This window comes from Caulobacter sp. KR2-114 (assembly GCF_049446115.1).
Lineage (GTDB): Bacteria > Pseudomonadota > Alphaproteobacteria > Caulobacterales > Caulobacteraceae > Acaudatibacter.
Genome location: NZ_JBMSEC010000011.1, coordinates 23,485 through 49,992 on the forward strand (window position 1 = coordinate 23,485; position 26,508 = coordinate 49,992).

Genomic DNA, 26,508 nt, shown 5'->3' on the forward strand with positions numbered 1-26,508 from the left:
TGGTCATGTTGTCAGCCAGTCGATCAGCGGCTGGGTCATCGCCAGTGCGCGGCGCAGAGGCTGGCCGGCGTCGTCCAGCCCGGCCTCGCCCAGATGAGCGCCGATCACGGTCCACTGCCCGCCGATCTGCACCCGAACGGGCGCGCCGCTGTCGCCGGCGCCGGTGTCGATGGCGTGGTGGAACACCGGCGAGGCGAGATCGCGCAAGGCGCCCGTTCCCTCCCAGGCGCCGAACGGTTCGGCGTCGATGGGATAGCCGGAGAGGGTCAAGGCCCCGCCGACCGCGAGGGCGGCGGGAGAGGGCGCCAGGGGCAGGGCGCGAGGCTGGGCTGACGGCAGGACTATCCGGGCGATGTCGTGCGCCTGGTCCCCGCCGGCCCAGTCCGGGTGGACGGTCACCTGCGGCGAGGCAAAGTCGAAGGTCCATGACAGGTGGGTGGCGTCGTCGAAGAAGCCCTGGCCCAGGATCACGTCGACCAGGTCGGGGGCGACGGCGTGGCCGCCCGGGCCGTCCAGATTGATTGTGAACAGATGCGCCGCCGTGGCGATGTGCGTGGGACTTACCAGGAATCCGGTGCCGTAGATCACCTGCGGCCGCTCGCGGAACCGGCCCTGGATCAGGCAGATCCCCGCATGGGGCCATGCCGACAGATCGCTCACCTGCGTCCGAAGCATCACGGCGTCGCCCCCGCGCCCGATTTCCAGGCGTCTCGTCGAACCATGATCGATGAATGCGTCGTTTGCAACCCCAGCGATCAGGCGTTGTATACTCGCGCTCGTGGCCTATGTTGCGCCATCGGCAGGGAGGCATCGGCGATGGCGGCAGGAGGTCCAGCGGCGACGGCGCCGACGCAGGTGGGCGAGGTGGTGTTTCACGTCGTGGCCATCACGCTCTACAACATCCCGATCATGGCGGTGATGGGCTGGGTGATCTGGCTGATCTTCCGCAGCGACTCCTTTTCCGAATTGCTGGAGGAGAAGGGCCCAGGGCGAGGGGCAGGCAAGCGCAGCTATGCCCGCGTGACGGGCTTCGTCGGCACCGTGATCCTGACTTCGTTCTTCGCCAGCGTCGGCAACGTGGTGTTGTTCCAGGCGATGTTCGACCCGGGCAAGATCGCCGCCATCGTCAGCGGCGTCGGCCCGCTGTTCCTGGTCGGCTCGGCGCTGTTCGCCCCCTATGCCTTCAACCAGTTGCGCTCGATCTTCACGCCGGCGGGCGTAGCCGGCTCTGGCGGGGCGGCGCCCGGCGGCGGCGCGGGCAAGGCCCTCAATCCCCTTGTGCGGCCGCCGATCCGCGCGCCCGGCTGACGTCGCTCAGTCGCCCGGCCGCGGCGGCTGGTGATCCATCGGCGCGGGGCGCAGGCGCGCCTGGAGGGTCCTCAGCGCCTCGCCCTCGGCCGCGGCGGCCAGCGCCGCCTCCAGGTGGCGGTAGGCGTCCAGCACGGCGCGGCCGGCGTCGGTCAGCCGCGCGCCGCTGCCGCGGCCGCCGCCGGCGGTGGCCGACACCAGCGGTTCGGTCCAGCAGCGGTTCATCGCGTCCACCAGCAGCCAGGTGCGCCGATAGCTCATGCCCATCGCCCGCCCGGCGCCGGAGATCGACCCCTCCCGGTCGATCGCCTCCAGCAGGTCGGCCTTGCCCGGCCCCATGGCCGTCTCCGGCCCGCAGTACAGCTGCGCCTTCAGTTTCAGCGAACCGAGCCATGTCATGCGCCAAGGTATGAGCGCGGCCGCGAGTGGCGTCCAGGGGGCCTTCCACCCGGCGCCGGGAGGGGTGAAGATCGCCGCCTGCAACGGAGCGCGACGATGATCGAGGGATCCTGCCACTGCGGCGCCGTGACCTGGCGGTTCGAGGGCGAGCCGGACGGGGCGACGACGTGCAACTGCACCGTCTGCCGCCGCTATGGCGCGCTGTGGGCGTACGACTTCGAGGACGAGGGCATCAAGGTCGCCGGGCCGACCAAGGCCTATGTCCGCGGCAAGGCGATCGGCTTCCACTTCTGTCCCGAGTGCGCCTGCATCGCCTTCTGGCGCAGCCTGACGGCCGGCGAGGACGGTCGCCGGCGCATCGCCGTCAACCTGCGCCTGGCCGAGCCCGACGCGGTCGCCGACATCCCCATCGACCACTTCGAGGGCCTGGTCGCCTTCGAGGACCTGCCGCGCGACGGGCGCTGCGTGCGCGACTACTGGTTCTGAGCGGGGCCGGGGGGGCGGCCGCACGCGTCCTCGGGCACGGCCATCAGGCCGGTTGCCCATGTTCCTGACCCACCCTAGGGCGCGCGGTCCTGCGGCGGCGCGTCGGCGTGGAAGCCGTCGAACAGGCGCCCGCCGAAGGGGGCCAGGAGGCGCTCGCCCAGGCGGACCAGCGGGGCCGTGTCGCGGCGCTCGAAGAGGGCGGCGAACGCCGAGTCGAACGCGCCGGCCAGCGCCGGGTCGAACGCCGCCAGGGCGCGCGGAACCCATTTGGCCGTCGCCGCCCAGCGGCCGTTGGCGCGCAGGACGAACTCGGCCAGCGCCGGATAGAGCCACACCGCCGTCGCCGCCGTCTCCGGCCAGGGCCGCGGATCCTCGAGGTCTTCCAGGCGCGAGGTGATCAGGTAGCGCCACAGCGACAGCGCCGCCGCATCCAGGGCCGGTGGCCCCTTGGCGAGCGTGGCCTGCGCCTCGGCCTGCAGCGCCTGGGCGGGCGCCGGGCGCGGGCCGACGATGCGGCCCTCGGCGACCATGGTCAGCATGGCCGGACGACCGGCGGCGATATCCTTGCCGAAGAACGCGCGCAGGGTCTGCGGGTCGTGGGCGAAGGCGTCCACCGGCGTCGCCTCGAACAGGAAGGACTCGCGGTGGGCGTGCGGCAGCGCTGGCGACAGCACCACCAGATCCAGGTCCGAGCTCGCTGTCGCCCCGCCGCGCACCAGCGAGCCGGCGGCGAACCCGGCGTCGGCCTGCGGATAGCGCGCCGCCAGCACCCGCTCGGCCAGCGCCGCCGCGTCGTCCGCGGTGAGGGGCGTTTTCGAGGGCGTCTGCGGAGACGGGCTCGGGGGGGCGGGCCGGGCGGGCATGGTCGTCAGCTTAGGCGCCCGGCGGGGCCGCGGCCACTGCGTATTGATCCGGCGCAAGGACAGCCGCCTGCGCCTCTGCGAACCTGCCCCTGAAGACCGTGCAAGCGGCGGACAGAGGGATGCGGAACATGCGGCTGGAAGCTTTCATGGGCGCGGCGCGCTCGGCGGCGCTGGCCGTCCTGGCGTTGCTCGGCCTCGGCGTGGGCGCCGCGCACGCGGTCCCGGCGTTCGCCGTGCAGACCGGGCAGCCCTGCCAAGCCTGCCACGTCGGCGGCTTCGGCCCGCAGCTCACCCCCTTCGGCCGCGAGTTCAAGCTGCGCGGCTATACCCAGCGGGCGGTCGCGTTCAACGCGCCGTTCTCGATGATGGCGGTGGCCTCCTACGTCAGGACCAAGGCCGACCAGCCCAGCCCGCCCGCGGACGGCTTCGGCGTGAACAGCAACACAGGCCTGGACCAGGTCAGCCTGTTCCTGGCCGGCGGTCTCGGCTCGCACCTCGGCGCCTTCGTGCAGACCACCTATGACGGGATCGCCAAGGCCTGGACCTGGGACAACCTGGATGTGCGCGCCACCACCACCGCCCAGATCAAGGGCGCGGACGTGATCCTGGGCGTCAGCCTGAACAATTCGCCCGGCGTGCAGGACGCCTGGAACACCCTGCCGGCGTGGGGCTATCCGTACACCAGCTCGGCCCTCGCGCCGTCGCCGTCCGCCTCGCCGCTGCTGGCCGGCGGCCTGGCGCAGAACACCCTGGGCTTCACCGGCTATGCCTGGATCAATTCGCAGCTGTTCCTAGAGGCCGGGGCCTATGGCTCGCCCAGCGTCTCGACCCTGAATCACCTGGGCGCCGACCCGTTCAGCCCCGGCGACATCGACGGTCTGGCGCCCTATGTGCGGGTCGCCTTCCAGAAGCCGGTGGGACCAGGCACGCTGGAAGCGGGGGTTTTCGGCATGCGGGCCGACATTCATCCCGGGCGCGACCGCAGCACGGGCCTGACCGACCGCTACACCGATGTCGGCGTCGACGCCTCCTATGTGGCGCCCCTGGCCAGCGGCGACACCCTGACCCTGAACGCGCGCTACATGCACGAGCAGCAGAGCCTGGACGCCACCTGCGCCCTGGCCGAGGCCGACCCCGGGTGCGCGCGCAACGACCTGACCGACGTGCGCGCCGACGTCTCCTACTACTGGCGCAACCGGATCGGCGTGACGGTGGCGGCCTTCGACACCACAGGCTCGGCCAACCCGACGATCTATGCGGACAACCGCACGCTCAAGCCCGACTCCAGCGGCGTGACCGTGCAGCTGGATGCGACCCCCTGGGGCGCCGGCCAGTCGCCCCTGGGACCGCGGTTCAACATGCGCGTGGGGGTCCAGTACACCGCCTACGCCACCTTCGACGGCGCCGGCTCGAACTACGACGGCGCGGGCGCCAACGCTTCCGACAACAACACGCTGAGGGTCTTCACATGGATCGCCTACTGAGCCGCCTCGTCCCCGTCCTGGCCCTGACCGCCGGCCTGGGCGCCGCCGTCCCGGCGGCGGCGGGGGATCCCGACGCGGGACACGCCGTGTTCGCCTCGCGCTGCGCCATGTGCCACTCCGCGGCCAAGGGCGGCGCGGCCATCCTGGGCCCGACGCTGTTCGGCATCGTCGGCCGCCCGGCCGGCTCGGTGAAGGGCTTCAGCTATTCCGCCGCCATGAAGTCCGCGGGCTTCAGCTGGACCAACGACCGCCTGCACGCCTACCTGCCGGCGCCCAGCGCCATGGTGCCGGGCACCAAGATGACCTTCATGGGCCTGAAGAACCCCGCCCAGGTCGACAATCTGATCGCCTATCTCAACACCTTGAAATAGCCGCCGGGCGGGCGCCGGCGTTCACGCCAGCCGCCTGCTCATGTCGACCCGCACCATGGCGCCGTCGATCGGCGTCTCGCCGTCGATGGCGTACCCCAGCCGCTGGTAGAGCCGCACGTTGGCCGTCCAGCGGCCGTTGGTGAACAGGCGCACGCGCGAGTGGCCCGCCTCGCGGATCGCCGCGGCGTCGCCCGCCTGCGCCCGCCGGATGCGGATCTCGCCCAGCGGCTCGGCCATCCTGCCGGCGTCCCCCATCCCTGTTCTCCTCGCCAAGCCTGTCCGGGCAAGGGTTAGCCCGGATGGCCGCCATCCCGAAGCCTGTCGTTTCCTCAAGTCGGCGGCGCCGGCTTTCGCCACAACCGTGAGAAGACGGCATGATCATGCGAAGTCGAGGCGCGTCCGCTTCTGACTTCACCAGGCCTGGCAGGCGCCCATTTTGGGCAGAGGCGATTTGCCTCGGCTGATCCAGCGCGGCATCTACGTAGGAATACTTAGACTCACTGAAATGAGTTGCTGGCGTGCGAGCCAGGCGCACAATACGGCAATCGGCCATCCGATCTTACCTGGCAGCGGAGGCAGGTTCCGAATGAACGCATCGTCCAATACGGTCGAGCCGCACCCGCAGGTCGTCGCCGACGCGGCCACCGCCCGCGCGGCGGTCAGGCTGTCGAGCGAGTACTTCCTGCGCAGCGCGCGGCTTATGACGGAGACCACCCAGGGCGACCTGATGAAGGCGGTGGTGCTGCGGGCGATCCTGGCCGCCAACATCGGGCACCTGGACCAGAACCCGAACGTCGCGGCGCAGTTTTCCGGTGTCGACAGCCCACCGCCCGACGACCTGCGCCGACCGGTCAGCGTGCTCTCGGTGGCCGGCTCGCTCGGCCTGCCATTCGAGACCACGCGCCGCTACGTCAACAAGCTGATCAGGGAAGGCCGGTGCGTGCGGGTCAAGGGCGGGGTGCTGGCCCCCGCGGCGACGCTCGATTCGCCCGAGCAGGAACAGGCGCTGCTGCTGAACCTCGCCAACCTGCGCCGGCTGTTCCGCGGCCTCAAGCGGGCCGGGGTGGACCTGGAATAGCGCGGGCGCGCCAGGCGGCGGGCGGCAGGTCGTAGGCCCGTGAGAAGGCGCGGCTGAAGGCCGCCTCAGTGCCATAGCCGGCCTCGTGCGCCACCTCGGCAATCGGCTGGCGCGTGGTGGCCAGGGCGACGCTGGCCAGGCACAGGCGCCATTCGCGCAGGTAGCGCATCGGCGACGTCGCCAGCACCGTCTCGAACCGCTCGGCCAGGGCGCTGCGCGACAGGCCGCACGCGGCGGCCAGCGCCGGCCCGGTCCAATCGCGGCGGGGGTCGGCGTGGATCACCGCCAGGCTGCGGCCCAGCACGGGGTCGGTCATCGCCGCCAGCCAGCCGGTGGCGCCCTTTGGCGTGGCCCGGACATGGCGGCGCAGCAGCTCGATGAAGGCGATCTCGGTCAGCCGCTCCAGCATCGAGACGCCACCGGCGTGCGGCCGGTCCACCTCGCTGACGATCTGGGCGACGATCGTGCGCAGCCAGGCCAGGTCGTCGTCGCTCGTGCGCATGTGCAGCATGTCCGGCAGCGCATCCCGCAGGGGCCGGAACCCCGCCGCGGCGAACTCCAGGTAGCCGCACAGCAGCCGAACGTCACCGCCCTCCGCCGCCTCGCCGGCGCCGTAGCGCATGACCGGGATGGTCCGCCACGGCCGTGGCGGCAGGTCCTTCACCGGGGTCACCAGCCGCCCGTCGCGCCCGGCGCCCAGCTGATGGCCGGTCGCGAACGGGAAGGCGACCATGTCGCCGGCGACCAGCTCAACCGTGCGCCCGGCGATCTTCAGCCAGCAGGCGCCCTGGGCGACGATGTGGAACGGCATGGCGCCGCCGGGACCGCCGCCCAGCGCGGCCAGCGAGGGGGCCGCGTCGGTGCGCCAGGCGCCGCTGGGCATGAAGCAGAACTGCACCGAGCCGGACAGCCGGATAGCGCCCAGCACCGCCGACAGCACGTCGTCCGCCGCCGCGCGGTCGGGCTGGGGGGCGGGGGGCGGCGGTTCGATCAAGGGTTCCGGCATTGCGGCCAAAGACCTCGGTCCGGGGCGGCCGCTAGCCTGTCTCGCGTGGGCAGGGGCCTTTCTAAGGAGGAACAGTACCGTGGCGACCGAAACCGACAAGCTGGTAATCGTCATGACCCGGGGCATCGATTCAGAGGTGTCCTCGGTGGGCTTCACCCTGGCCAATGGGGCGATCACCGCGGGCCTGCAGGTCTCGGTGTTCCTGACCAGCGCCGCCGTGGACCTTGTGCGCAAGGGCGGCCAGGCGCTGACCCGGGTGGCCCCGCTGGAGCCGCTGGCCGACCTGATCGCCAGCTTCCAGGCGCGCGGCGGGGTGATCTGGGTCTGTCCGCCCTGCGCCGCGACCCGGGGCTACGAGGCCGCGGACCTGCTCGACGGCGTGGTGATCACCGGCGCCAGCGCCATGTTCGCCCAGGTGCGCGAGGGGGCGGCCACGCTGACCTTCTAGAGCCTCAGGCTTGACCTTGCCGCGCCGCAGGGCGATGGGAGGCGCATGACCCGCCGCGCCGCCAACGCCGTCGCCAAAAAACAGCCCCCCATCAGGGGTCTGGGCTGGTCTGTGCGCGCCCACTAGCGCGCGACAAACCCACGATGAACCCCGCCGGCGCGACGGGGTCCAAAGCGTGCTTCGTCTCCGGCCTGACAGGAGACTTGCGATGACCGATTGCCTATCCTGCGGCCGCTTTGGCGGCCTGTGGCTGCCGCTGGTGACCCCATTCCGCGACGACCGGCTGGACGAGGCGTCCCTGCGGCGTCTCGTGCGGACCTACGCCGGCGCCGTGGACGGCCTGGTGCTGGGCGCCACCACCGGCGAGGGTCTGGCGCTGTCGCCCGACGAGCTGCGGCGGGTGCTGCAGGCGGCGGCCGACGAGCGGGCGGCCAGCGGGGCGTCGACGCCGATCCTGGTCGGCCTGGCGGGCGCCGTCACCGCCCAGGTGATCGCGGCGCTGCGGGCGGCGGAGGCCTGGCCCGGCGACGGCTTCCTGGTGTCCTGCCCCAGCTATGTCCGCCCCTCGCAGGACGGGCTGCGACGCCACTTCGAGGCGATCGCCGACAGCACCCGGCGGCCGGTGCTGGTCTACAACATTCCCTACCGGACCGGGGTCAACATGGCCAACGACACCCTGATCGCCCTGGCCGAGCGGCCCAACATCGTCGGCGTGAAGGACTGCTGCGCCGACCCGGCCCAGACCCTGGACCTGATCGCGCGCCGGCCGCCGGGTTTCGCGGTGCTGGCGGGCGACGACGCCAGCCTGCTGGACGCCGTCAGCGCGGGCGCCGATGGCGGGATCACCGCCTCGGCCCACCTCGACCCCGCCGGCTTCTCGCGGCTGCTGGCCCTGGCCGCCGACGGGCGCGGGGACGAGGCGAAGGCCCTGTGGCGCGACCGGCTGGCGGCGATCCCGGCGCTGCTGTTCGCCGAGCCCAACCCCGCGCCGCTGAAGTACGCCCTGTGGCGGCGCGGCCTGATCGACACGCCCGACCTGCGCCTGCCGATGACCCCGGTCAGCGACGCCCTGGCCCGGCGGCTGGACCAGGCGCTGGCGGCCTGGGGCGGGGGCGCTCAGCCCAGCCGCATCGACAGCTCCACGTCCCCGCCGAACGGGACCGACAGGTAGCCGCCGGCGCCGTCGCGCACCCGCGCCAGGTACTCGGGGCTGTGGTCGGCGTTGTCGGCGACGATCAGGGCCCCGGGGCGCAGCGCCGGCTCCAGCAGGCCCAGGATGTCCGGGTACAGCGCCTTGGCGCCGTCCAGCAGCACCAGGTCGATGGGCGCCGGCAGGTCGTGCGCCAGGGTCTGCAGCGCATCGCCCTGGCGGATCTCCACCAGGTCGGCCAGGCCCGCGGCGTCCAGGTTGGCCCGGGCGCGGGCGATCTTCGACGGCTCGAACTCGCTGGTCACCAGCCGCCCGCCGCCGTTGTCACGCAGGGCGGCGGCCAGGTGCAGGGTGGAGACGCCGAACGAGGTCCCGAATTCGACGGTGCTGCGGGCGCCGGTGGCGCGGGCCAGCATGTACAGCAGCGCCCCGGTCTGGCGCGAGACGGGCAGGGGGACGTCCTTCAGCGCGCCGTAGAGCTCCAGATAGCCGGTCTTCGAGCGCATCAGCCGGGTGCGCTCGGCGGGGGTTATGGCGGCGAAGGCGGGATCCGTGGCCGGGTCGGCGGCGTCGGCCTGGGCGAACAGGCGCGCCAGCAGCGGGGCGACGGGAGCGGTCAGCAAGGTGGAGAGCGGGGCGGTCATCGGGGGCTCCGGGCTGAAGTCGGGCAAGGGGGCTTGCGCTGGCCGGAAAAATGCGACGAGTTCGTCAGGTTTCCTATTCGCATCGCCCTCTGCCGCCAGGACGCCGCATGACCGCCCGCGCAAGCCCTTCGATTTCCACACGAAAGCAGCCCAGCCAGGCGCGCTCGGCCGGGCTGGTGGAGGCGGTGCTGCAGGCGGCGGTTCAGGTTCTGGCGGAGGAGGGCGCCGCGCGCTTCACCACCGCGCGGGTGGCCGAGCGGGCCGGGGTCAGCGTGGGGTCGCTCTATCAGTACTTCCCCAACAAGGCGGCGATCCTGTTCCGCCTGCAGGCCGACGAGTGGCGCGAGACCACCGCCATGCTGCGCGCGATCCTGGAGGACGTCGCCCGGCCGCCGCCGGCGCGGCTGCGCGCGCTGGTCCACGCCTTCGTCCGCTCCGAGTGCGACGAGGCGCAGGTGCGCCAGGCGCTGGGCGACGCCGCCCCCCTCTATCGCGACGCCCCGGAGGCGCAGGCCGCGCGGGTGGCCGGCGCGCCGATCATGCAGGCCTTCCTGCGCGAGGCCCTGCCGGCGGCGGGCGAGGACGTGCGCGCCCTGGCCGGCGACCTGATCACCACCACCCTCGGCCAGGCCGGCAAGGCCTTCTCCGAGACCCCGCGCACCGCCGCCGAGATCGCCGCCTGGTCCGACGCCATGGCCGACATGTTCTGCGCCTACCTGGAGCGGCTGAAGTCTTAAGCCGCTCTGGCCGCGGCAATTGGCCCGCGACAAGAAGCATTTGGTCATTCAGCCAAGGCGCGAGCCGCGGGCGGCGCGCTAGCTTGCCGGCGATGATGGGCAGGGCGAGCGGCGTGGGTCTGGACGGCAGGGGAGCGATCGACCCGGAGGTCGCGGTGTTCGTGGCGCGCGTGCAGCGCGACTTCGCCCGGCATCCGGACCTGGCGCGGATGAGCTTCGCCGAGCAGCGGGCGGTGGCCGAAAGCGTGCGCGCGCCCTGGCGGCAGGGCGGGCCGGTGATGCTGCGCACCTGGGAGCTGACCGCGCCCACCGAAGCCGGCGACGTGCGCCTGCGCCTGTTCGATCCCGGCCGCCCGGCCGGTCCGGCCCCGGTGCTGATCTATCTGCACGGCGGCGGTTTCACCACCTTCAGCCTCGACACCCACGACCGGCTGATGCGCGAATACGCCGCCCGGGCCGGCTTGCTGGTGATCGGCGTCGACTACGCCCTGTCGCCGGAAGCCCGTTTCCCCACCGCCCTCAACCAGGTCGCCGGCGTGCTGGAGCACCTGCTGGGCGGGGCCGAGGCCTGCGTCGACCCGCGCCGGGTGGCGGTGGGCGGCGACTCGGCCGGCGCCAACCTGGCCGTGGCCGCCTGCCTGGCGCTGCGCGACAAGGGGGCGGCGCTGCGCCCGGCGGCGATGCTCTGCAACTACGGCTTCTTCGACGCCGACTTCACCACCGCCTCGCAGCGGCGCTGGGGCGATCCGGGGGCCATGCTGACCCGCGAGGAGCTGGCCGGCTTCCTCGACAACTATCTCGGCCGCGGCTGGAGCGCGCCCGGACCGCTGGCCCTGCCGGCCCTGGCCGACGACCTCTCGAACCTGCCCCCGTCGTTCCACGTGATCGCCGAGTGCGACCCGCTGGCGGACGGCGACGTGGCGATGGCCCGGCGCCTGCGCGAGGCCGGCAACGTCTGCGACAGCGTGATCTACGCCGGCGCGACGCACAGCTTCCTCGAGGCGGTGTCGATCTCCGCCCTGGCCGGGCGGGCGCTGGGCGACGGGGCGGCCTGGCTGCGCCGCACCCTGGCCGCCGTCCCGGCCGTCTGAGACGCGGGGGCGCGATGACCGGCGCGCGCGCCCTCTTCCAGTCCCCCTGCGCCCAGACCTTGGGCGTGGGCGCCCCGGCTGATGCAGGAATGCACCGGCCGCCCGGCTTCGTCCGGTGGCGGATTGAATCGCCCGACGGGCCTGATATCGATATTGGCCTGGGCAATCCGCGCATCCGGGCCATGAGACGCAGCGCCGACTACGAACAGGTCCCAAGACCGGTGGTCGCCCTGGCCGACGAATACCCGGCCGGGTTCGTCGACCCTCCGCACAGCCACCGCCGCGCCCAGCTGCTCTACGCCACCACCGGGGTGATGTCGGTGGTCACCCGCGAGGGCAGCTTCGTGATCCCGCCGCAGCGCGCGGTATGGATCCCCGGCGGGGTCGAGCATGAGGTCTCCTGCCGCGGGGCGGTGTCGCTGCGCACCCTGTACGTCGAGCCCGACGCCGGCGAGCGCCTGCCGCGCCAGACCTGCGTGGTCGAGGTCACCCCGCTGCTGCGCGCCCTGATCCTGGAGGTGATGCGCTTCGCCCCCGAATATGCGGTGGAGGGGCGCGAGGGACTGATCGTGCGGCTGCTGCTGGACGAGATGCTGACCCTGCCGGTGGCCGGCCTGCATGTGCCGATGCCGCAGGACCCGCGGCTGGCGCGCCTGTGCCGGGCGATCATCGACGACCCCGCGGCGGACGCCGACCTGGACCAGATGGCCGAGATCGCCCGCATGTCGCGCCGCACCCTGACCCGACAGTTCCGGCTGGAGACCGGCATGAGCGTCGCCGCCTGGCGCCAGCACGTGCGGCTGATGGAGGCGCTGTCGCGGCTCGCCTGCGGCCAGCCGGTGACCACCGTGGCGCTTGACGTGGGCTATGACAGCCCCTCGTCGTTCACCGCCGTGTTCCACAAGGTGTTCGGCGCCGCGCCCAGCCAGTACTTCGCGCGCCTGCAATAGGATGCTTCCCGCCGATCCTCGCGAGGCGACCTATGCCCCCGCCGACGCCGGCGATGTCGCCCGGCTGATCGCCGCCGCGCCGATGGCCTGGCTGGTCAGCGCCGACCCGTTCGCCGCCACCCCGCTGCCGGTGCTGGCTGTGACCGGGGCGGACGGCGGCGTGGTGCGGCTGGACGGCCATTTCTCCCGGCGCAATCCGCACGTCGCCCTGTTGCGCGAGCGGCCCTTGGCGCGGTTCCTGTTCATGGGGCCGAACGGCTACGTCTCGCCGTCCTGGATGGCCGATCGCAGCCAGGCGCCCAGCTGGAACTACGCCTCGCTGCAGATCACCGCCCGGGTGCGCCTGATCGACGACGCGGCCGGCGTCGGCGCCTCGCTGGACGCCCTGATCGCCGCGAACGAGGCCGGTCGCCGGGGCGCCTGGTCCGCCGCCGAGATGGGCCCGCGCCTGGCCGGCCTGGCCCGCGGCGTCGTCGCCTTCGAGGCCGACGTCGAGGCGATCCGCCCCATGTTCAAGCTCAGCCAGGACGACCGCGACGACGTCTACGCCGACATCCTGCGGGGGCTCGACGGGGAGGGGGCAGGGGACTTGGCCACCTGGGTGCGGCGTTCGAACCCGGGGCGCGAGGGGTAGGGGGCATTCCGGTGAGGGCCGACCCCCTCACCCTCCCATGGCTGCGCCATGGGCCCCTCCCTCTCCCTGTGGGAGAGGTGATTGCCTACCCCTCTCCCATCGGGAGAGGGAGGGGCCCGCGCCCCATCAGGGCGCGGGAAGGTGAGGGGTTACGCGGCTCACCGCAGACCCGCTATTCCCCCGCGTCCACCCGCCGGCGCATGTCGGCGTAGGCGGCGGCGATCAGGGCTTTCAGGGCCGGCTCGTCGGCCGGCTCGCCCCAGCGCAGCTTGACGTGGCGCATGCGTTTGCCGGCGCCCTGCAGCAGGCCGGCCGGGTCGGGCAGGGCGGCGCCGGCGAAGAAGCCGATGTTCACGTGCGCGGTGAAGGCGCCGACATAGGCGAAGGCGGCGTCCTCGACGCAGGCGGTGGGGCAGTGGTCGTGCATCAGCTCGCGCACGTCGGGCCCCGCCGCGCGCAGCCGCTCGAACCAGGGCTGGGCCATCAGCCGCAGGTCGCCGGCGTCGAACCAGGCCTCCACCGCCGGGTCGCGCCGCACCGCGCTGGGAAACCGCATCAGGCTGGTCATGGGTGCGAGCTTTGCCGGGCGTGGGCGGCTTGTCCAGACGGGCGAGGGCGGACGGCGAGGGCGGAACCCCTCACCTTCCCACGCCCTGGCGGGCGCGGGCCCCTTCCTCTCCCTGTGGGAGAGGAGTTTTTTCAGCGTCATCAGCAGCTTGAACCCCTCTCCCTGTGGGAGAGAAAATTCCAGGGACGCCTGCGGTCGAGAAACACCTCCCGGAGGGAGAGGGAGGGGCCCGTTGCGGCAGCAACGGGAGGGTGAGGGGTTCAGGCGCCGCGCCGGGCGCCCCCCGCCAGCGCCCAGATGGCGAAGGCGTACATCCTGGCCGCAGGGCGACGATCCACCGGCGCGGGCCCCTTCCTCTCCCTGTGGGAGAGGAGGTTTTCTCAGCGTCATCAGCAACTTGAACCCCTCTCCCTGTGGGAGAGGAATTCCAGGGACGCCTGCGGTCGAGAAACCCCTCTCCCGGAGGGAGAGGGAGGGGCCCGTTGCGGCAGCAACGGGAGGGTGAGGGGTTCAGGCGCCGCGCCGGGCGCCCCCGGCCAGCGCCCAGATGGCGAAGGCGTACATCCTGGCCGCACGGCGACGATCCACCGGCGCGGGCCCCTTCCTCTCCCTGTGGGAGAGGAGATTTTCTCAGCGTCATCAGCAACTTGAACCCCTCTCCCTGCGGGAGAGGAAATTTCAGAACGCCTGCGGTCGAGAAACCCCTCTCCCGGAGGGAGAGGGAGGGGCCCGTTGCGGCAGCGACGGGAGGGTGAGGGGTTCAGGCGCCGCGCCGGGCGCCCCCCGCCAGCGCCCAGATGGCGAAGGCGTACATCCTGGCGGACAGCTCCAGCTCGGCCATCCGGCCGCCGCCGCCGTGGCCGCCGGCCATGCGGCAGGCCAGCAGCTTCGGCCCGCCGCGGGTGCGGGCCCGCAGGGCGGCGATCCACTTGGCCGGTTCCCAGAAGCCGACGCGGTCGTCGCCGACGGCGGTGGTGGCCAGCACCGGCGGATAGACGCCGGCCTGCACGTTCTCGTACGGCGAATAGCTGGCGATGTAGTCGTAGACGGCGACGTCGGCCAGGGGATTGCCCCACACCGGCCAGGTCAGCGGCACCAGCGGGTGGGTGGTGTCGCTCATGGTGTTCAGCATGTCGACGAACGGCGCCTGGCCGATCACCGCGCCCCAGAGGTCGGGCCGCAGGTTCAGCGCCGCGCCGACCAGCAGGCCGCCGGCGGAATAGCCGTGCGCCACCACCCGCCCCCGGGCGCCGTAACCCGCGGCGATCAGCGCCTCGGCGCAGGCGATGAAATCGGTGAAGCTGGTCTTCTTTTTGAGCGCGCGGGCCGCCTCGAACCAGCCGCGGCCCTTCTCCGAGCCGCCGCGCACATGCGCCACGGCCCACACCCAGCCCTGGTCCACCAGCGCCAGGTTGGGGATCGAATAGCCGGTGGCGTAGCTGTCGCCATAGGCGCCATAGCCGGTGAGCAGCAGCGGCGCGCGCCCGTCGGGCTTCAGCCCCTTGCGGCAGAGCACCGTGATCGGGACCTCGGCGCCGTCGCCGGCGCGGGCGTGTATCCGCTTCAGGTCGTAGCGGTCCGGCGCCAGGGCGGGCGCCAGCGGCGGCCGGGCCAGCACGGTGCGGGCGCCGCTGGCCAGGTCGATGGACAGCCAGGCGCGCGGCTGGCGCGGCGACTCGTAGGTCACGGTGATCGCGCGACCGTCGTACGGCGAGGCCTGCAGGGAAAGTTCGTACGCCGCCTCGTCGAAGGCGACCGGGGCGTCGGCGCCGCTCAGTGAGGTGATCACCAGGGTCGGGTTGCCCTCGACCCGCTCCACGCGCAGGAAGCCGTCGGCGAAGCCGCGCATGTCGATGATGGTGCGGCCGGGCTGCTCGGGCCGCCAGCCCTGCCACTGGGCGCGGCCGGGCGTGGCCTCGGGCGCCGTCATCAGCTTGAAGTCCACCGCGCCATCGGCGTTGGTCAGCACCACGAAGTGGTCCCGCCAGTGCTCCAGGCTGTACTTGTGACCGGCCGTGCGCGGCTCGACCAGCACCGCCGGCGCCTCGGGCGCGCGGGCGTCGATCAGGCGCACCTCGCTGGTCACGTCGTTCCAGGCGGACAGGAACAGCCAGCGGCGCGAATTGCTGGCGGTGAGGGTCAGCAGGAAGCCGGGGTCGGCTTCCGCGTAGACCAGGGTGTCGGGACCGCCGCGCGAGGGGCGGCGGAACACCTTGGAAGGGCGGCTGTCGGCGTCGCGCCAGGTCCAGAACAGCCACGCCCCGTCCGCCGAGAACACGAAGTCGCCGAAGGCGTCCTTCGGCCCGTCGATGATCTGGCCGGTGGCGAGGTCCTTGAGGAAGATCTGGTACTTCTCGGCGCCCGTGACGTCTTCGGCCCAGGCGAACAGGCCGTGGTCCGGGCTGTGCGCGGCGCCCTCGGCGTTGAAGAAGGCGTGGCCCGCGGCGCGCGCCTGCAGGTCGACCAGCAGAGTCTCCGTCCCGCCGGCGGCTGGGCGGCGAAGATGCTGCGGCTGGGTGGCGCCGGGGGCGAAGCGGTTCAGGTAGGCGAACGGGCCGTCCACCAGCGCGGGGGTGGCCGCGTCGGGCCCCAGCCGGGCCTTCATCGCCGCCAGCAGCCGCGCCTGGATCGGGGCGGTGGGGGCCAGCACCGCGGCCGCGTAGGCGTCCTCTCGCGCCAGGTAGTCGCGGATCGCCGGGTCCAGGCGACTGTTGTCGCGCCAGACCTCCTTCCAGTTCGCCGGCTTCAGCCAGGCATAGTCGTCGATCCGCAGGCGGCCGAACTGCTCGGTGCGCGCGGGGCGGGTAGGCGTGACCGGCGCCAGGGCCGCGGCCGCCCGGGCGGCGAGGGCGGCGACCGGGGTGAAGGCTGCGCCCAGAAAACCCAGCAAGGTCCGACGCTTCATGGGGCAGCCTCACGCAAAGCCTTCAGCCGCCGTTCGCCGGCGATACGCGGGCCGCGACGCTTCCACCAGAGATAGACGCCGGTGACGCTCATCTCGGCGGTCGCCAGGCCCAGGACAAAGATCAGCACCACGCCCGGCAGGCCGATCACCTGGCCCGAGTGCAGCGGATAGAGGGCGCGCGACAGCTTGCGGCCGGCGCTGTCGCTGTACGGGTTGTCCTCGGAGACGAACCGGCCCGCGCCGTCGAAGGCGTAGTCGATCGGCCCCAGCCGGGAATAGGTCTCCACCCCGCCGGCGGTCAGCATCACGCTGTAGAAGCCGCGCTCGGGGGAATAGGACAGCCGCGCCGGCGTCCAGCCCAGACCCACGGCGGCGGCGCGCTGCATGGCCAGGCTGCGGGCCTGGGCGAAGCTGATGCGCGGCGGGGGCGGGGCGGCGGCCGGCGGCGGGCCGTCGAAGGGTGAGGGCCGGGCGGGGGACAGCGCCTGCACCGTCGGGGTGAACGCCTCGTCGAAGAAGTTCATCGCCACCGAGGTGAAGGCCAGCACCGTGGCGGGGACCAGCAGCCACAGGCCGCTGGCGCGGTGCAGATCGAGAAACACGCGCGGCAGCGGGTTGTTCAGCCTGAACGTCCACAGAGCCGACCACTTCTTCCAGAAGCCGCGGCTGGCGAAGCGCTCGCGGGTGGGGAAGGTCAGGTACAGGCCGACGACGTTGCCGATCAGCCAACCGAGGGCGCAGATCCCCATCAGCCAGCGCCCGGCGGTCCCCGCCAGCAGGGTGTAGTGAAAGCTGTAGACGCCCTGCATGAGATGCCGGCGATCCCAGCCCGCACCGGCCATCCGGGTCCCGGCCAGGTGGCCGTCGGCCCGGTCGACGAACACTTCGCTGTAGGCCAGGGGATGCTTCGGATCGGCGGCTGTGACGCTGACCGGGACGGTGTCGCCCGCGGATACGTGGGCCGGAAACGACAGCACCGTCAGGTCCGGCCGGGCCGCCTGCAGCGCCTGCGCCGCCTGGACGGCGTCCAGCGGCGCGCTGTTCGCCGGCTGGCGGAACAGGTCGGCGTTCAGGGCCGCGTCCAGCGGCTTGTCCACCGTCAGCACGCAGCCGGTGACGCCGGCGATGGCCAGGAACACCAGCGTCGCCAGCCCGAGGTAGCGGTGGATGGCCATCCAGAACGAACGAACGCCTGAATCCGCCATCACGTGTGATGCCCTCTATCGGCGCCGTCGAGGCTGATCTCTTCCCGCGGCCGGCCCAGGTCCTTCTCCCGCAAGGGGAGAAGGACCTGGGAGACCGGCCGAAGCCTATGTCCTGCAGGCCTCATCGACGCTCGCGTTCCATGTCTGCGCCGCCCACGCCTTCACGCCCTTGGCGCCCCCATCGTCCCCCGCAAGCAAGCGGGGGAAGGGGGTCGACCTACCACTTGCGGTCCAGGCTGACGAACACCTCGCGCCGGCTGGAATAGTAGCAGGCGGCGGTGGAGGTGCAGCGGGCCACGTAGACCTTGTCGGCGATGTTGCTGACGTTCACCGCCAGGCGCCACTTGCGATAGTCGTAGTGGGCGATCAGGTCGCCCAGGGTCTCCGGCGGCGCGCGCAGGGTGTTGAACTCGTCGCCGAACGAGGTGCCCAGGTAGCGGATGCCGGCGCCGAAGCCGAGGCCGGCCAGCGGCCCGGTCTGCTGGGTGTAGTCCACCAGCAGCGAGGCCTTGAACTTCGGCACGTTGGTGACCTGCTTGCCGGTGGCGCCGACGTCGTTGGAGCGGGTGACCACGGCGTTGGTGTAGCTGTACGAGGCGTTGATGGTCAGCCGCTCGTGCACGCGGGCCACGGCCTCGAACTCGGCGCCGGTGACCTCGACCTGGCCGGTCTGCAGGCTGAAGAAGGCGTGGTTCGGGTCGCTGGTCAGGACGTTGTCCTGCACCAGGTCATAGCCGGCGGCGGTGATGAACACCTTGGTGTCGCGGCCCAGGTTGTGCGGCTCGAACTTCACGCCGCCCTCGATCTGGCTGCCGCTGGAGGGCTTGAAGGCGTGGCCGCCGAAGTCCGCCCCGGAGGTCGGCAGGAACGACGTCGCATAGGCCACGTAGGGCGCCAGGCCGATGTCGAACAGGTAGTTCAGGCCGACGCGGTAGGTGAAGGCGCTGTCGTTGACGTCGCCGCGCAGCCAGTCGTTGCGGATCGAGGCGGTCAGGCGCCAGTGGTTCCACTTCAGACTGTCCTGGGCGTAGATCCCGGTCTGGGTGTTGTCGCTGTTGATATAGTTCGGCGAGTTGAACCACGTCGCCGGGATCGGCTTGCCGTAGACCGGATTGTAAAGGTCGATCGACGGCGCGTCGCCGAAGTAGAACTGGGTGTGGTTCCACACCTCACGGAAGTCGACGCCGGCCAGGACGGTGTGCTCGATGGCGCCGGTATTGGCCTTGATCTGCAGGCGGCTGTCGACGGCCAGGCTCTTGATATACTCGGGGAACAGGAAGTCCGCCCGATCCAGGGTGCGGTTGTCGGCCTCAAGGCCGTTGCCGTAGATCGAGGTGAAGTGCTCGTCCTGCACCGAATACTTCAGGTTCTGCACGAAGCTGATGTGGTCGTTGAAGGCGTGGTCGAACTGGTAGCCGATGCCGTAGAGGGCGCGCTTGAAGCGGTTGTAGCCCGGCTCGCCCGGATTGAAGTTCACCGGGATCTGGCCGTTCGGATTGGGCAGCAGCGTGCCCACCTCCGGCAGGAAGCCGCCGTCGCCGCCGCGGGCGTCGTCGTGCTGGTAGTAGCTGAGGAAGGTGAAATGCGTGCCGGCGTCGATGTTCCAGGTCAGCGCCGGAGCGATCATCACCCGCTTGGAGTGGGCGTAGTTCAGCTGGGTGTCGTGGTCGCGCCACAAGGCCGTCAGGCTGCCTTCGAAGGTGTCGCTGGCGTCCAGCTTGCCGGTGATCGTGCCGGCGATCTGCTTGTGGTCGAAGCTGCCGTACTGGCCCTGGACCTCGGCTGCGAAGTCCGCGTGCGGGCGGCGGCTGGTGAAGTTGACGATGCCGCCGGGCGGCGTCTGGCCGTAGAGCACGCCGGAGGGCCCCTTCAGGATCTCCACCGACTCCGCGTCCCACAGGTCGAGGCCGACGCTGCCCACCGAGCCGACCGGCGCCTGCAGGCCGTCGATGTATTCCACCGGCGAGAAGCCGCGCAGGGTCAGCCAGTCGAAGCGCTCGTCCGGGCCGAAGTTCTCGCCCACCGCGCCGGCGCTGTAGCGCATGGCCTGTTGCAGGTTCTGGATGTTCAGCACGTTGATCTGGTCGCGGGTGACCACGGTCACCGACTGCGGCGTCTCCACCAGCGGGATCGCCGACTTGGTGGCCGACACGTCGGTGGTCGGCACGTAGCCCCGCGCCGTGACCACCAGCTCGTCCAGCTGGGTCTTGTCGCTGGCGGCCGCGCCCGCGGCGTCGGCGGCCATCGCCCCGCCGGCCGCGCCGGTCAGCGCCAGCACCGCGGCCCCGGCCAGCAGCACCCTGCGCCCCGCGGCGAAGTTCAGTTCGGACCGGACGTCGGCCATGTCGAAACACCCCCATCTCGTCCGACGCGAGGAACGCCGAACCTGCAGCGCCGACAATGCCGGTCAACCCCGCCGGCCGCCGTTCGCTGAGGGCCGATTACCGTTCCGTTCAGGCCACGGAGGGTTCCGGCGGGCCGCGGCCGGCCTTTCTACTCGCCCACCACCTCGGCCAGAGCCCGGGCCTGGCGCTGCCGGCCGGCCAGTTCATAGCCGACCACGGTGACCAGCGGGGCCGCCGTCAGCACCAGCAGGCACGCCGGCAGGCCGACCCCCGCCGCCGCCAGGGCCACCGCGGCGGCCAGCAGCCCCGCCGTGCCGGCCAGCAGGCCGACGTGCAGCGCATCGCCCCGCCGCATCAGCCAGGCATAGAGGGCGTAGATCGCCGCCAGGTAGGTCGCCACCGGGATGGCCACGGCCAGCACCGCGCCCACCGGCCCGATCGCCGCCTCGCGCGCCACATAGGCCGCCGTCACCCGCAGCCCGGCCCCCGTCGCGGCGATCGCGGCGAAGATCACCATGTGCCCATAGCCCCAGCCGAACGCCTTGCCGCGATGGGCGTGCAGCACCGGCGCGGAGGGCACCATGAAGTACACCCACCACAGGCCGAAGGTCAGGCCGGCCCCGGCGATCGACACCAGCACCGCGTCGGCGCTCCAGCCCTGTCGCGCCACCACCGCCGCGATCGCCGCCACCGCGCCGGCCAGGCCCTCGCCCAGGGCGATGATCGCCAGCAGGCTGTAGCGCTCGGCGATGTGGTGCGCATGCCAGGGCGTGCCGCCGCCGCGCGCCTCGGCGATCCACGGCGTGACCATCTCGGCGACGATGAACAGGGCCATCAGCGCCGCCAGCGGCGCCACGGCCAGCGGCAGGAACACCAGCGCCACCCAGCCGGCCTGCACCGCGATGATGCCGGCCGCATAGGTCAGGGCGGCGCGCCGCCGCGCCTCGTCCTGCCAGGCGGCCCGCAGCCACTGGCCGACCAGCGCCACGCGCATGATCACATAGCCGGCCACCATCACCGCGTTGTCCGGCCGCGCGCCCGCCTCGATCGAGGCGAACATCCGCGGCAGGCCCAGCGCCAGGATCAGCACCCCCACCATCTGCACCATGGTCGCCAGCCGGAAGGCCCAGTCGTCGGTGTCGTAGGCCGAGGCGAACCACGAGAAGTTCACCCACGCCCAGCAGGTGGCGAACATGGCGAAGCTGAACGCCGTCAGTCCGGCCGCCGCGTGCCCGTGCGCCACCAGCTCGGCCAGGTGCTCGGCCGCCGTGGCGAAGGCGATGGCGAAGGTCAGGTCGAACAGCAGCTCCAGCGGCGTCGAGGCGCGCCCGCGCTCGTGCGGATCGCGCCCGCGCATCGGCGCCAGGCCAGGCTTCAGCATGCGTCGGCTCCCCCAGGGTCAGGCCGCGAGCCTATACGGCGTCGCGGCGGCGCGACCAGACCGCCCGCCGCTCTTTAACCTTCCGTCGCCCTCGCGACCCCATCTCGCCGCCCCAACACCCTTGCACCCCCACCCTCGTCACCCCGGGCTGCGCGCAGCGCAGACCCGGGGCCGGCCAGGCGGTGGCTCAGAAGACCGGGATGCAGCGCCGGAGCGGCCGCGCCCGGCTGGAGGTCGTCTTGGTCGCGGCGCGGCCGGCCCCGGATCGGCGGGCGCTGCGCGCCCTTGTCCGGGGTGACGAAGGGGGGCTGCAGCACATCGCCCTCCCTCCGGCGCCGCGCGGCGCTTCGATGACCTGGCAGGTAATTGACCCGACGCGCCCGTCGGCCGCCCATGTGGCGATAACGGGGAGGGTGCGATGTCCGGATTCTGGCGGGGTTGGTTCGTTGTCTGGTGTGTCTCGATCGGGCTGTTCGGCGCGGTGCTGTGCGGCGGGGCGTTCGAGGCGACCAGCGGCCCGGTAAAGCTGATCCTGTCGATCCTGCACGGCGCCGGCGCGCCGCCGTTCGACGCCACGCTTCGCTTCAGCCTGGGGGTGATGGGCGCGGTGTCGATCGGCTGGGCCGTGAGCCTGGTCTTCACCGTCAGGGCGGCGATCGATCTGGAGGCCCAGGGCAGGGGCCAGGGCAGGGCTCTATGGCGCGCCATCGGCGCCGGCATTGCCGCCTGGTTCGTGATCGACAGCACCCTGTCGGTCGCCACGGGGTTCGCCTGGAACGTCGCGCCGAACCTTCTGCTGGCGGGCGGATACGCCGTCGGCCTGATGGGCAGCGGCGTGCTGAAGCGGCCAGGCTGACCGCCCCGGAGCTGCGACGCTGCGGCCCCTCAGCGCATCTGCGCGTGCGCGGTGATCGCCTCGGCCCAAGCGGCCCAGGGGGTGGCCTTGTCCAGCGTCAGCACCGCGCCCTGCAGGTTGCGCACCCGCAGCACCCCGGTCGGGTCGTGGGTGAGGGCCGAGGCATAGGACAGGGCCAGGGTCAGCGGCGCGCCGGCCCAGTTGTCGATCGGCCGCGGGAACGCCCGGCCGTGCAGGGTGATCTCCAGGAACGGGCTGGGCGCGCGGTCCAGGTCGAAAAGGTTGCGCATCCCCCGCACCGCGGCGACGAACTTCGGCAGCCGCCAGCCGGCGTCCAGCTCGCAGCGGAAACAGGGGAACACCTGCACCACGCGCCGGTCGACCGGATTGGCCCAGCCGTCCGCCAGCCGCCGCAGGTCGCCGGACAGGTGGCCGAGGGCGTCGAACCGCCCGGCCGGCTGCGCGGCCACGCCATAGTCGCCGGCGAAGCCGCCGTCCCCCAGGCGCGCCTCGATCGCCGCCAGCACCGCCTCCAGCGCCGGCGCGGGCAGCGGCGCGCCCGTCGCCGTCTCCACACCCAGGCAGACCACCTCGTCGTCCTGGCGGTAGAGCACGTGCAGGTCGTTGGCGGCCGTGGATGAGGTCGGCATCCGCCAGCCCGGCCTGTCGAATGCTACGGCGTCGGAAATGAACTCCACCACGGCCCCCGCTCAGCTCGCCCGGTAGTCGGAAATCTGCACCTCGGCGCCGTAGTCGGCGAAGTCGCCGTCGGCGCGGCGGCGGCGAAACTCGCTCCACGGCACGCCCCGGTAGCGCGCCGCCCCGCCGGCCCCCGGCAGCGGCGCCACCACCGCGGCGTAGGCCGGGTTGAAGAAGAAGGCCGCGCTCAGCCGGTCGTGGGTGCGCATCGCCTGCACCCGGTGCAGCGGGGCGGCATAGGCGTCGTTCGACCAGACCTGCACCATGTCGCCGATGTTGACGATCAGGCCGCCGGGCGCGGCGTCCACCGCCCGCCAGGCGCCGGCCTTGAGCACCTCCAGCCCCGGCCGGCCGTCGGTCAGCAGCACCGTCAGCCCGCCGGCGTCGGTGTGGTGATGGATGCCGAGCCCGGCCTCGCCCACGTCCTTGCCCTCTGCCTCCTCGCCTTCGGCCTCGCCGGCCAGCAGGTCCTCGGTCGGATAGTGGTTGAAGCGCAGGAAGCTGGTGTGGGCGCCCCTGAACGCGCCGTCCAGCGCCTCCGGCGCCGCCCCCAGCCCGGTGGCGATCGGCGCCAGCAGCCGCGCGCACAGCCCCTCGCAGGCAGTGAACCAGGCGGCGGCGGTCTGGCGGAACGCCGGCAGCTCCGCCGGGAAGGGGGTCTGACCCAGGAACACGTCGCCGTCGATGCGGGCCGCGGTCACGTCCGGGCCGACATCGAAGATCTGCTTCTTGTCGCGCCGGTTCTTGGTCAGCTCGCGGTCGTAATAGCCCCAGGGATTGTCGCGGCTGCGGCTCAGCGACCGCTTAGCCGCGGCCGGCAGCTCGAACAGGGCCCGGGCCTTGTCCAGCGCGCGCGCCGCAAGCCCCGCCTCCAGGCCATGCCCGACCAGGTGGAAGAATCCCCAGTCCGCGCACGCCCGCGCCACCGCGGCCTCGACCGCCGCCGCGCCCGCCGACAGGTCGACGACCGGCACGTCATCGGAGCTCGCCGCGCGCAGGGACATGCCGATCCCCTACACCAGATCGCCGCGCGGGCCCGAGGGCAAAAGCGATGCGCTGCGCGCGGCGGGTCCTATGTCGGTCACCGAGGGCCGGGACGGCGCCACCGCGGGGCCGGCGGCCGAATCACGCCCGGACGCGGCGCGGCGCGGTCCTCCGGATCGTTGGACGGGGGCTCCAGCCCCTCCAGCCGATCCAGCCGCGCCAGGGCCTCGCGGACGTCCACGAGCGGCACGGGCTCCGGCGTCCCCAGCAGCCATCTGAGCGCCGGCTCATCCTCCACCGCCGAGGCGTCCGACGCCCAGGACGACAGCACCGCGCGCTTTTCGGCCGCGTTCAGCCAAGGGTCCTTCAGCACGTCCGCCGGATGGGTGAACCCGACACCGGGTCTGAGGCATCGCGCCAGATGGGCGGCGAGCCCCTGGCTATGGATGGCTTGTTCGGATGTCGCGAGCCGCATCGGCCTGGTCTCCCGTAGTGTTCCTTTCTCCCAGTCACCCCGCCTGGGCGGCGGGATGCGGCATAGGATTTATCGCGCGAGCGACCCTGTTCAAGTCCCTCGTCCGTGAGCGCGGGCCATCCCCCTCTGGGCCTGTCCGACGCCCCATTGGAACGGGTATCGTGCGCCGGACGAGCATCGCAAAATTCGGGACGTCGCCGTGAATCCGCTCCTCAGCATCGCGACAGGCCTTTGCCGCCGACGGGCGACGAAGCGCTATCTGCGGCGGCTGCCGCCGTTGCTGAGAGGGGACTACGGCCATCGTGGCCCCTACACGCCTGAGCAGGTCGTCAGCACGATCCGGCGCCATCGTGTCGGCTCGCCCCGGTTCGCCCCCTACGCCATGGCGATCTTCGCCGACCGGGAAGCGGTCGAGGCGCTGTGGCGACAGACCGGAGCCCGGTTCGACTATGACCGGATCCGGCGGGAAATCGGCGATGCCCATTTCGCCGGCGATGCGGGGTTCACGCCAGAGGATGCAGCCCGTCACTGGGGCGAGACCGGCGAGGGCGCGGGACACCACGCGAGCGATGGCGGCAGCCACGACGGCCCACCGCACGGGCATTCCTAGTTGGCGGGCAGGCGAGGGCGGAGAGGCGTTCTGCCTACGTCTCCGCCAGCCTGATCTCCGGCGTTGAGGGCGACAAGACCCGCCCGTCCGCCAACGCCGCCCTGCTGGAAGAGGAAGAAGACGGCGGCGCGATCTCCGACAAGCGCGGCCAGAGGACGTCAGGAACGTCTGAGGACAGCATCCCTCTCCCTTCCAGCGGCTGTGTCAGGGGCCCAGGGGACAGGCATCGTTTCCCCAGCACCAGGGCCTGCCGCCTCACCGTGTCGATCCCCTCGAGGCTAGTCGGCCGTTCCCGGTCCGCGCCAGGGGTTGGCGCGTCTCCAGGCGCACTCGCGCCGAACGGCGACCCACGACCCGCAAAGGCCCGCCACCAGGCCAAGCCCGCAGACCGCCAGGAACACGGCCGAGCGTTCGCCTGCCACGAACCATCCCTCTCCAAGGCAGAAGCCGGACCCTGCAAGCAGCACGAAGCCCCACCCCCACGGTCCCTGAGCACGCGCGCCGTAGACAATCCACGCCCGATAGTCGGCGATCAGCCTGCCGCGATCGGCCGGCTTCGCCGCGGCGTACTGCGATGCAAACGCGCGGGGGCTGGATTGGCTCACCGCGGGAACGTACCCCCGCCGCGATCGTCCGCAACCCACCCATCACGGACTTCGCCCCCCATAAGACTGAAACGTGCTGTCTCCGGCAACGACCCGATGGCCGCTCGCGACCTGTTGCTGAGATCAGGTGAGGAGGCTGCATCGCGTTTGTCTCGCCTCGCGCCGTTCGCCCAGGTCAAACGCGACATGGGATCTGCGCTAGGGCCGGTCCCAGGGTGGCACGCCCCCAAAACTGGCGATCAAGTGCTCAACGAAGCTCCGAAGCTTCAGCGAGACATGACGCTTGGTCGGATAGACGGCATGGATCGTTAGCGCCGTCGGCTGATGGTCGGGCAGGAGGGCGACCAGGTCGCCGGCTGCAATGGCCTGGCCGAACACGAAGCTTGGGCCGTAGGTCACGCCGCCGCCCGCCAGCGCTGCCGCCAGCAGCATCTGGGTGTTGTTTGCGGCCATCCGGATCGGTCCGTCGATCACGTGCGCCTGGCCGTCGGGATCGCTGAGTGTCCAATCCCCGGATGAGATCGCCTCGCTGAAGGCCAGGCGCGGCGCGCGGCGCAGGTCCTGGATGGTCCGCGGAACGCCATGGCGTTCCAGGAAGCTTGGCGCGGCGCACACCACCATGCGGCACGGCGCCAGCCTTCGGGCCATCAGGTCCGAGTCCAGCAGGCGGCCGACGCGGATCGCCACGTCGATCCCTTCGGCCAACAGGTCCACGTAGCGATCGTTGAGCATGACCTCCACGCCGACGCGCGGATGCTGTTCCATGTAGCGGGCCACGACCTGGCCCAGATGCATGGCGCCGAAGGTGATCGGGGCCGCGACCCGCAGCACGCCCTGAACCGATTGCTGGGCGTCGCCGGCCTCACGGTTGGCGTCCTCGTACTCCTCCAGGATCCGCTTGCAACGCGCGTAGTAAGCTTGGCCCACGTCGGTCAGGTGAAGCTTCCGCGTGCTGCGCTGCATCAGCCGGACGCCCAGGTCCGTCTCGATCGACGAGACGTGCTTGCCGGCCATCGAAGCCGAGAGGCCGAACCGTCGGGCTGCGCTGCTCAGGCTGCCGTCCTCGGCCGCCGCGACGAACACGCCAATGCTGGTCAAGCGATCCAAAGCGTCTCCAATTCGATCGTTCTGTTATCGAGTGATGATAACAAGTTGCCAATTATCGCTCCAGGGTGCGCGCTATATCTCCTTTTCATGCCCGCTGGACGTCGGGACTTGCGGAGAAG

The 26,508-nt window shown here is 71.9% G+C and carries 28 protein-coding genes; 13 read left to right on the forward strand and 15 right to left on the reverse strand.

Going from position 1 to position 26,508, the window contains the following annotated elements; all coding sequences use genetic code 11:
* Nucleotides 1–3: 3 nt before the first annotated feature.
* Complete coding sequence (locus ACO2Q3_RS26250) at nt 4–675, reverse strand: trypsin-like serine peptidase (protein ID WP_423312161.1); 672 nt, start codon at nt 673–675, stop codon at nt 4–6.
* Between the two features lie 141 nt (nt 676–816).
* Here ACO2Q3_RS26250 and ACO2Q3_RS26255 point away from each other — a divergent pair, with 141 nt between their 5' ends.
* Nucleotides 817–1,308, forward strand: coding sequence for a hypothetical protein (locus ACO2Q3_RS26255; protein WP_423312162.1), 492 nt, complete (start codon nt 817–819; stop codon nt 1,306–1,308).
* A gap of 6 nt (nt 1,309–1,314) precedes the next feature.
* On the opposite strand, the gene ACO2Q3_RS26260 is transcribed toward ACO2Q3_RS26255, so the two are convergent.
* Nucleotides 1,315–1,707 (reverse strand): winged helix-turn-helix domain-containing protein, encoded by a 393-nt coding sequence (locus ACO2Q3_RS26260; protein WP_423312163.1) that lies wholly within the window; start codon nt 1,705–1,707, stop codon nt 1,315–1,317.
* A 96-nt stretch (nt 1,708–1,803) separates the two neighbouring features.
* Here ACO2Q3_RS26260 and ACO2Q3_RS26265 point away from each other — a divergent pair, with 96 nt between their 5' ends.
* Complete coding sequence (locus tag ACO2Q3_RS26265) at nt 1,804–2,193, forward strand: GFA family protein (protein WP_423312165.1); 390 nt, start codon at nt 1,804–1,806, stop codon at nt 2,191–2,193.
* A gap of 74 nt (nt 2,194–2,267) precedes the next feature.
* Here ACO2Q3_RS26265 and ACO2Q3_RS26270 read toward each other — a convergent pair whose 3' ends face one another.
* Nucleotides 2,268–3,056, reverse strand: coding sequence for a hypothetical protein (locus ACO2Q3_RS26270; RefSeq protein ID WP_423312167.1), 789 nt, complete (start codon nt 3,054–3,056; stop codon nt 2,268–2,270).
* 128 nt (nt 3,057–3,184) lie between these two features.
* Between ACO2Q3_RS26270 and ACO2Q3_RS26275 the strand changes: the two genes are divergently transcribed.
* Nucleotides 3,185–4,540, forward strand: a complete 1,356-nt coding sequence (locus ACO2Q3_RS26275; protein ID WP_423312169.1) for a hypothetical protein — start codon at nt 3,185–3,187, stop codon at nt 4,538–4,540.
* Nucleotides 4,525–4,911, forward strand: a complete 387-nt coding sequence (locus ACO2Q3_RS26280) for a c-type cytochrome (RefSeq protein WP_423312171.1) — start codon at nt 4,525–4,527, stop codon at nt 4,909–4,911. The genes ACO2Q3_RS26275 and ACO2Q3_RS26280 overlap by 16 nt, the downstream gene beginning before the upstream one ends.
* A 21-nt stretch (nt 4,912–4,932) precedes the next feature.
* On the opposite strand, the gene ACO2Q3_RS26285 is transcribed toward ACO2Q3_RS26280, so the two are convergent.
* A complete protein-coding gene (locus tag ACO2Q3_RS26285) occupies nt 4,933–5,166 on the reverse strand; it encodes a hypothetical protein (protein ID WP_423312173.1) in 234 nt (77 codons plus the stop codon).
* 331 nt (nt 5,167–5,497) lie between these two features.
* Between ACO2Q3_RS26285 and ACO2Q3_RS26290 the strand changes: the two genes are divergently transcribed.
* Nucleotides 5,498–5,989: a hypothetical protein gene (locus ACO2Q3_RS26290; protein ID WP_423312175.1), complete on the forward strand. Its 492-nt coding sequence runs from the start codon at nt 5,498–5,500 to the stop codon at nt 5,987–5,989.
* On the opposite strand, the gene ACO2Q3_RS26295 is transcribed toward ACO2Q3_RS26290, so the two are convergent.
* A complete protein-coding gene (locus ACO2Q3_RS26295; protein WP_423312177.1) occupies nt 5,961–6,995 on the reverse strand; it encodes an AraC family transcriptional regulator in 1,035 nt (344 codons plus the stop codon). The genes ACO2Q3_RS26290 and ACO2Q3_RS26295 overlap by 29 nt on opposite strands.
* A gap of 79 nt (nt 6,996–7,074) precedes the next feature.
* On the opposite strand from ACO2Q3_RS26295, the gene ACO2Q3_RS26300 reads away from it, so the two are divergent.
* Nucleotides 7,075–7,443 carry a DsrE family protein gene (locus ACO2Q3_RS26300; protein ID WP_423312179.1) on the forward strand — a complete coding sequence of 123 codons (369 nt, stop codon included), beginning with the start codon at nt 7,075–7,077 and terminating at the stop codon, nt 7,441–7,443.
* A gap of 208 nt (nt 7,444–7,651) precedes the next feature.
* Nucleotides 7,652–8,614: a 4-hydroxy-tetrahydrodipicolinate synthase gene (dapA, locus tag ACO2Q3_RS26305; protein WP_423312181.1), complete on the forward strand. Its 963-nt coding sequence runs from the start codon at nt 7,652–7,654 to the stop codon at nt 8,612–8,614.
* Here dapA and ACO2Q3_RS26310 read toward each other — a convergent pair.
* Entirely contained in the window at nt 8,560–9,237 is a 678-nt protein-coding gene (locus tag ACO2Q3_RS26310) for an O-methyltransferase (protein ID WP_423312182.1), read from the reverse strand. The genes dapA and ACO2Q3_RS26310 overlap by 55 nt on opposite strands.
* Nucleotides 9,238–9,344: 107 nt before the next feature.
* On the opposite strand from ACO2Q3_RS26310, the gene ACO2Q3_RS26315 reads away from it, so the two are divergent.
* The 4 genes from ACO2Q3_RS26315 (at nt 9,345) to ACO2Q3_RS26330 (ending at nt 12,649) form a co-directional block, all read left to right on the forward strand.
* Entirely contained in the window at nt 9,345–9,974 is a 630-nt protein-coding gene (locus ACO2Q3_RS26315) for a TetR family transcriptional regulator (RefSeq protein ID WP_423312184.1), read from the forward strand.
* A 113-nt stretch (nt 9,975–10,087) separates the two neighbouring features.
* Nucleotides 10,088–11,065 carry an alpha/beta hydrolase fold domain-containing protein gene (locus tag ACO2Q3_RS26320; RefSeq protein ID WP_423312186.1) on the forward strand — a complete coding sequence of 326 codons (978 nt, stop codon included), beginning with the start codon at nt 10,088–10,090 and terminating at the stop codon, nt 11,063–11,065.
* A 182-nt stretch (nt 11,066–11,247) separates the two neighbouring features.
* Complete coding sequence (locus ACO2Q3_RS26325) at nt 11,248–12,015, forward strand: AraC family transcriptional regulator (RefSeq protein WP_423312188.1); 768 nt, start codon at nt 11,248–11,250, stop codon at nt 12,013–12,015.
* A 1-nt stretch (nt 12,016) separates the two neighbouring features.
* A complete protein-coding gene (locus ACO2Q3_RS26330) occupies nt 12,017–12,649 on the forward strand; it encodes an FMN-binding negative transcriptional regulator (protein ID WP_423312190.1) in 633 nt (210 codons plus the stop codon).
* A 172-nt stretch (nt 12,650–12,821) separates the two neighbouring features.
* Here the strand turns inward: ACO2Q3_RS26330 and ACO2Q3_RS26335 are convergent, their stop codons facing one another.
* From ACO2Q3_RS26335 to ACO2Q3_RS26355, 5 genes are all read right to left on the reverse strand, one after another.
* Entirely contained in the window at nt 12,822–13,217 is a 396-nt protein-coding gene (locus ACO2Q3_RS26335) for a DUF1801 domain-containing protein (RefSeq protein WP_423312191.1), read from the reverse strand.
* Between the two features lie 760 nt (nt 13,218–13,977).
* A complete protein-coding gene (locus ACO2Q3_RS26340; RefSeq protein WP_423312193.1) occupies nt 13,978–16,122 on the reverse strand; it encodes a S9 family peptidase in 2,145 nt (714 codons plus the stop codon).
* Complete coding sequence (locus ACO2Q3_RS26345; protein WP_423312195.1) at nt 16,119–17,327, reverse strand: PepSY-associated TM helix domain-containing protein; 1,209 nt, start codon at nt 17,325–17,327, stop codon at nt 16,119–16,121. The genes ACO2Q3_RS26340 and ACO2Q3_RS26345 overlap by 4 nt, the downstream gene beginning before the upstream one ends.
* Before the next feature lie 217 nt (nt 17,328–17,544).
* Nucleotides 17,545–19,671: a TonB-dependent siderophore receptor gene (locus ACO2Q3_RS26350; RefSeq protein ID WP_423312197.1), complete on the reverse strand. Its 2,127-nt coding sequence runs from the start codon at nt 19,669–19,671 to the stop codon at nt 17,545–17,547.
* Between the two features lie 149 nt (nt 19,672–19,820).
* The gene (locus tag ACO2Q3_RS26355) at nt 19,821–21,053 is read right to left on the reverse strand and encodes a low temperature requirement protein A (protein WP_423312199.1); all 1,233 of its coding nucleotides are present in this window, start codon (nt 21,051–21,053) and stop codon (nt 19,821–19,823) included.
* 418 nt (nt 21,054–21,471) lie between these two features.
* Between ACO2Q3_RS26355 and ACO2Q3_RS26360 the strand changes: the two genes are divergently transcribed.
* Nucleotides 21,472–21,909 (forward strand): hypothetical protein, encoded by a 438-nt coding sequence (locus tag ACO2Q3_RS26360; protein WP_423312201.1) that lies wholly within the window; start codon nt 21,472–21,474, stop codon nt 21,907–21,909.
* 29 nt (nt 21,910–21,938) lie between these two features.
* Here the strand turns inward: ACO2Q3_RS26360 and ACO2Q3_RS26365 are convergent, their stop codons facing one another.
* The 3 genes from ACO2Q3_RS26365 to ACO2Q3_RS26375 form a co-directional block, all read right to left on the reverse strand.
* The gene (locus ACO2Q3_RS26365; RefSeq protein WP_423312203.1) at nt 21,939–22,607 is read right to left on the reverse strand and encodes a hypothetical protein; all 669 of its coding nucleotides are present in this window, start codon (nt 22,605–22,607) and stop codon (nt 21,939–21,941) included.
* Nucleotides 22,608–22,619: 12 nt separating this feature from the next.
* Nucleotides 22,620–23,612, reverse strand: a complete 993-nt coding sequence (locus tag ACO2Q3_RS26370) for a 2OG-Fe(II) oxygenase family protein (RefSeq protein ID WP_423312205.1) — start codon at nt 23,610–23,612, stop codon at nt 22,620–22,622.
* A 77-nt stretch (nt 23,613–23,689) separates the two neighbouring features.
* A complete protein-coding gene (locus tag ACO2Q3_RS26375) occupies nt 23,690–24,067 on the reverse strand; it encodes a hypothetical protein (protein WP_423312207.1) in 378 nt (125 codons plus the stop codon).
* A 199-nt stretch (nt 24,068–24,266) separates the two neighbouring features.
* On the opposite strand from ACO2Q3_RS26375, the gene ACO2Q3_RS26380 reads away from it, so the two are divergent.
* The gene (locus tag ACO2Q3_RS26380) at nt 24,267–24,677 is read left to right on the forward strand and encodes a DUF6559 family protein (RefSeq protein ID WP_423312209.1); all 411 of its coding nucleotides are present in this window, start codon (nt 24,267–24,269) and stop codon (nt 24,675–24,677) included.
* 803 nt (nt 24,678–25,480) lie between these two features.
* Here the strand turns inward: ACO2Q3_RS26380 and ACO2Q3_RS26385 are convergent.
* Nucleotides 25,481–26,380: a LysR substrate-binding domain-containing protein gene (locus tag ACO2Q3_RS26385; RefSeq protein WP_423312211.1), complete on the reverse strand. Its 900-nt coding sequence runs from the start codon at nt 26,378–26,380 to the stop codon at nt 25,481–25,483.
* Between the last annotated feature and the right edge of the window lie 128 nt (nt 26,381–26,508).

Coding starts and splice junctions, on each gene's coding strand:
- ACO2Q3_RS26250 (WP_423312161.1), bottom strand. CDS start 675: ATGCTTCGGACGCAGGTGAGCGATCTGTCGGCATGGCCCCATGCGGGG.
- ACO2Q3_RS26255 (WP_423312162.1), top strand. CDS start 817: ATGGCGGCAGGAGGTCCAGCGGCGACGGCGCCGACGCAGGTGGGCGAG.
- ACO2Q3_RS26260 (WP_423312163.1), bottom strand. CDS start 1,707: ATGACATGGCTCGGTTCGCTGAAACTGAAGGCGCAGCTGTACTGCGGG.
- ACO2Q3_RS26265 (WP_423312165.1), top strand. CDS start 1,804: ATGATCGAGGGATCCTGCCACTGCGGCGCCGTGACCTGGCGGTTCGAG.
- ACO2Q3_RS26270 (WP_423312167.1), bottom strand. CDS start 3,056: ATGCCCGCCCGGCCCGCCCCCCCGAGCCCGTCTCCGCAGACGCCCTCG.
- ACO2Q3_RS26275 (WP_423312169.1), top strand. CDS start 3,185: ATGCGGCTGGAAGCTTTCATGGGCGCGGCGCGCTCGGCGGCGCTGGCC.
- ACO2Q3_RS26280 (WP_423312171.1), top strand. CDS start 4,525: ATGGATCGCCTACTGAGCCGCCTCGTCCCCGTCCTGGCCCTGACCGCC.
- ACO2Q3_RS26285 (WP_423312173.1), bottom strand. CDS start 5,166: ATGGGGGACGCCGGCAGGATGGCCGAGCCGCTGGGCGAGATCCGCATC.
- ACO2Q3_RS26290 (WP_423312175.1), top strand. CDS start 5,498: ATGAACGCATCGTCCAATACGGTCGAGCCGCACCCGCAGGTCGTCGCC.
- ACO2Q3_RS26295 (WP_423312177.1), bottom strand. CDS start 6,995: ATGCCGGAACCCTTGATCGAACCGCCGCCCCCCGCCCCCCAGCCCGAC.
- dapA (WP_423312181.1), top strand. CDS start 7,652: ATGACCGATTGCCTATCCTGCGGCCGCTTTGGCGGCCTGTGGCTGCCG.
- ACO2Q3_RS26310 (WP_423312182.1), bottom strand. CDS start 9,237: ATGACCGCCCCGCTCTCCACCTTGCTGACCGCTCCCGTCGCCCCGCTG.
- ACO2Q3_RS26315 (WP_423312184.1), top strand. CDS start 9,345: ATGACCGCCCGCGCAAGCCCTTCGATTTCCACACGAAAGCAGCCCAGC.
- ACO2Q3_RS26325 (WP_423312188.1), top strand. CDS start 11,248: ATGAGACGCAGCGCCGACTACGAACAGGTCCCAAGACCGGTGGTCGCC.
- ACO2Q3_RS26330 (WP_423312190.1), top strand. CDS start 12,017: ATGCTTCCCGCCGATCCTCGCGAGGCGACCTATGCCCCCGCCGACGCC.
- ACO2Q3_RS26335 (WP_423312191.1), bottom strand. CDS start 13,217: ATGACCAGCCTGATGCGGTTTCCCAGCGCGGTGCGGCGCGACCCGGCG.
- ACO2Q3_RS26340 (WP_423312193.1), bottom strand. CDS start 16,122: ATGAAGCGTCGGACCTTGCTGGGTTTTCTGGGCGCAGCCTTCACCCCG.
- ACO2Q3_RS26345 (WP_423312195.1), bottom strand. CDS start 17,327: ATGGCGGATTCAGGCGTTCGTTCGTTCTGGATGGCCATCCACCGCTAC.
- ACO2Q3_RS26350 (WP_423312197.1), bottom strand. CDS start 19,671: ATGGCCGACGTCCGGTCCGAACTGAACTTCGCCGCGGGGCGCAGGGTG.
- ACO2Q3_RS26355 (WP_423312199.1), bottom strand. CDS start 21,053: ATGCTGAAGCCTGGCCTGGCGCCGATGCGCGGGCGCGATCCGCACGAG.
- ACO2Q3_RS26360 (WP_423312201.1), top strand. CDS start 21,472: ATGTCCGGATTCTGGCGGGGTTGGTTCGTTGTCTGGTGTGTCTCGATC.
- ACO2Q3_RS26370 (WP_423312205.1), bottom strand. CDS start 23,612: ATGTCCCTGCGCGCGGCGAGCTCCGATGACGTGCCGGTCGTCGACCTG.
- ACO2Q3_RS26375 (WP_423312207.1), bottom strand. CDS start 24,067: ATGCGGCTCGCGACATCCGAACAAGCCATCCATAGCCAGGGGCTCGCC.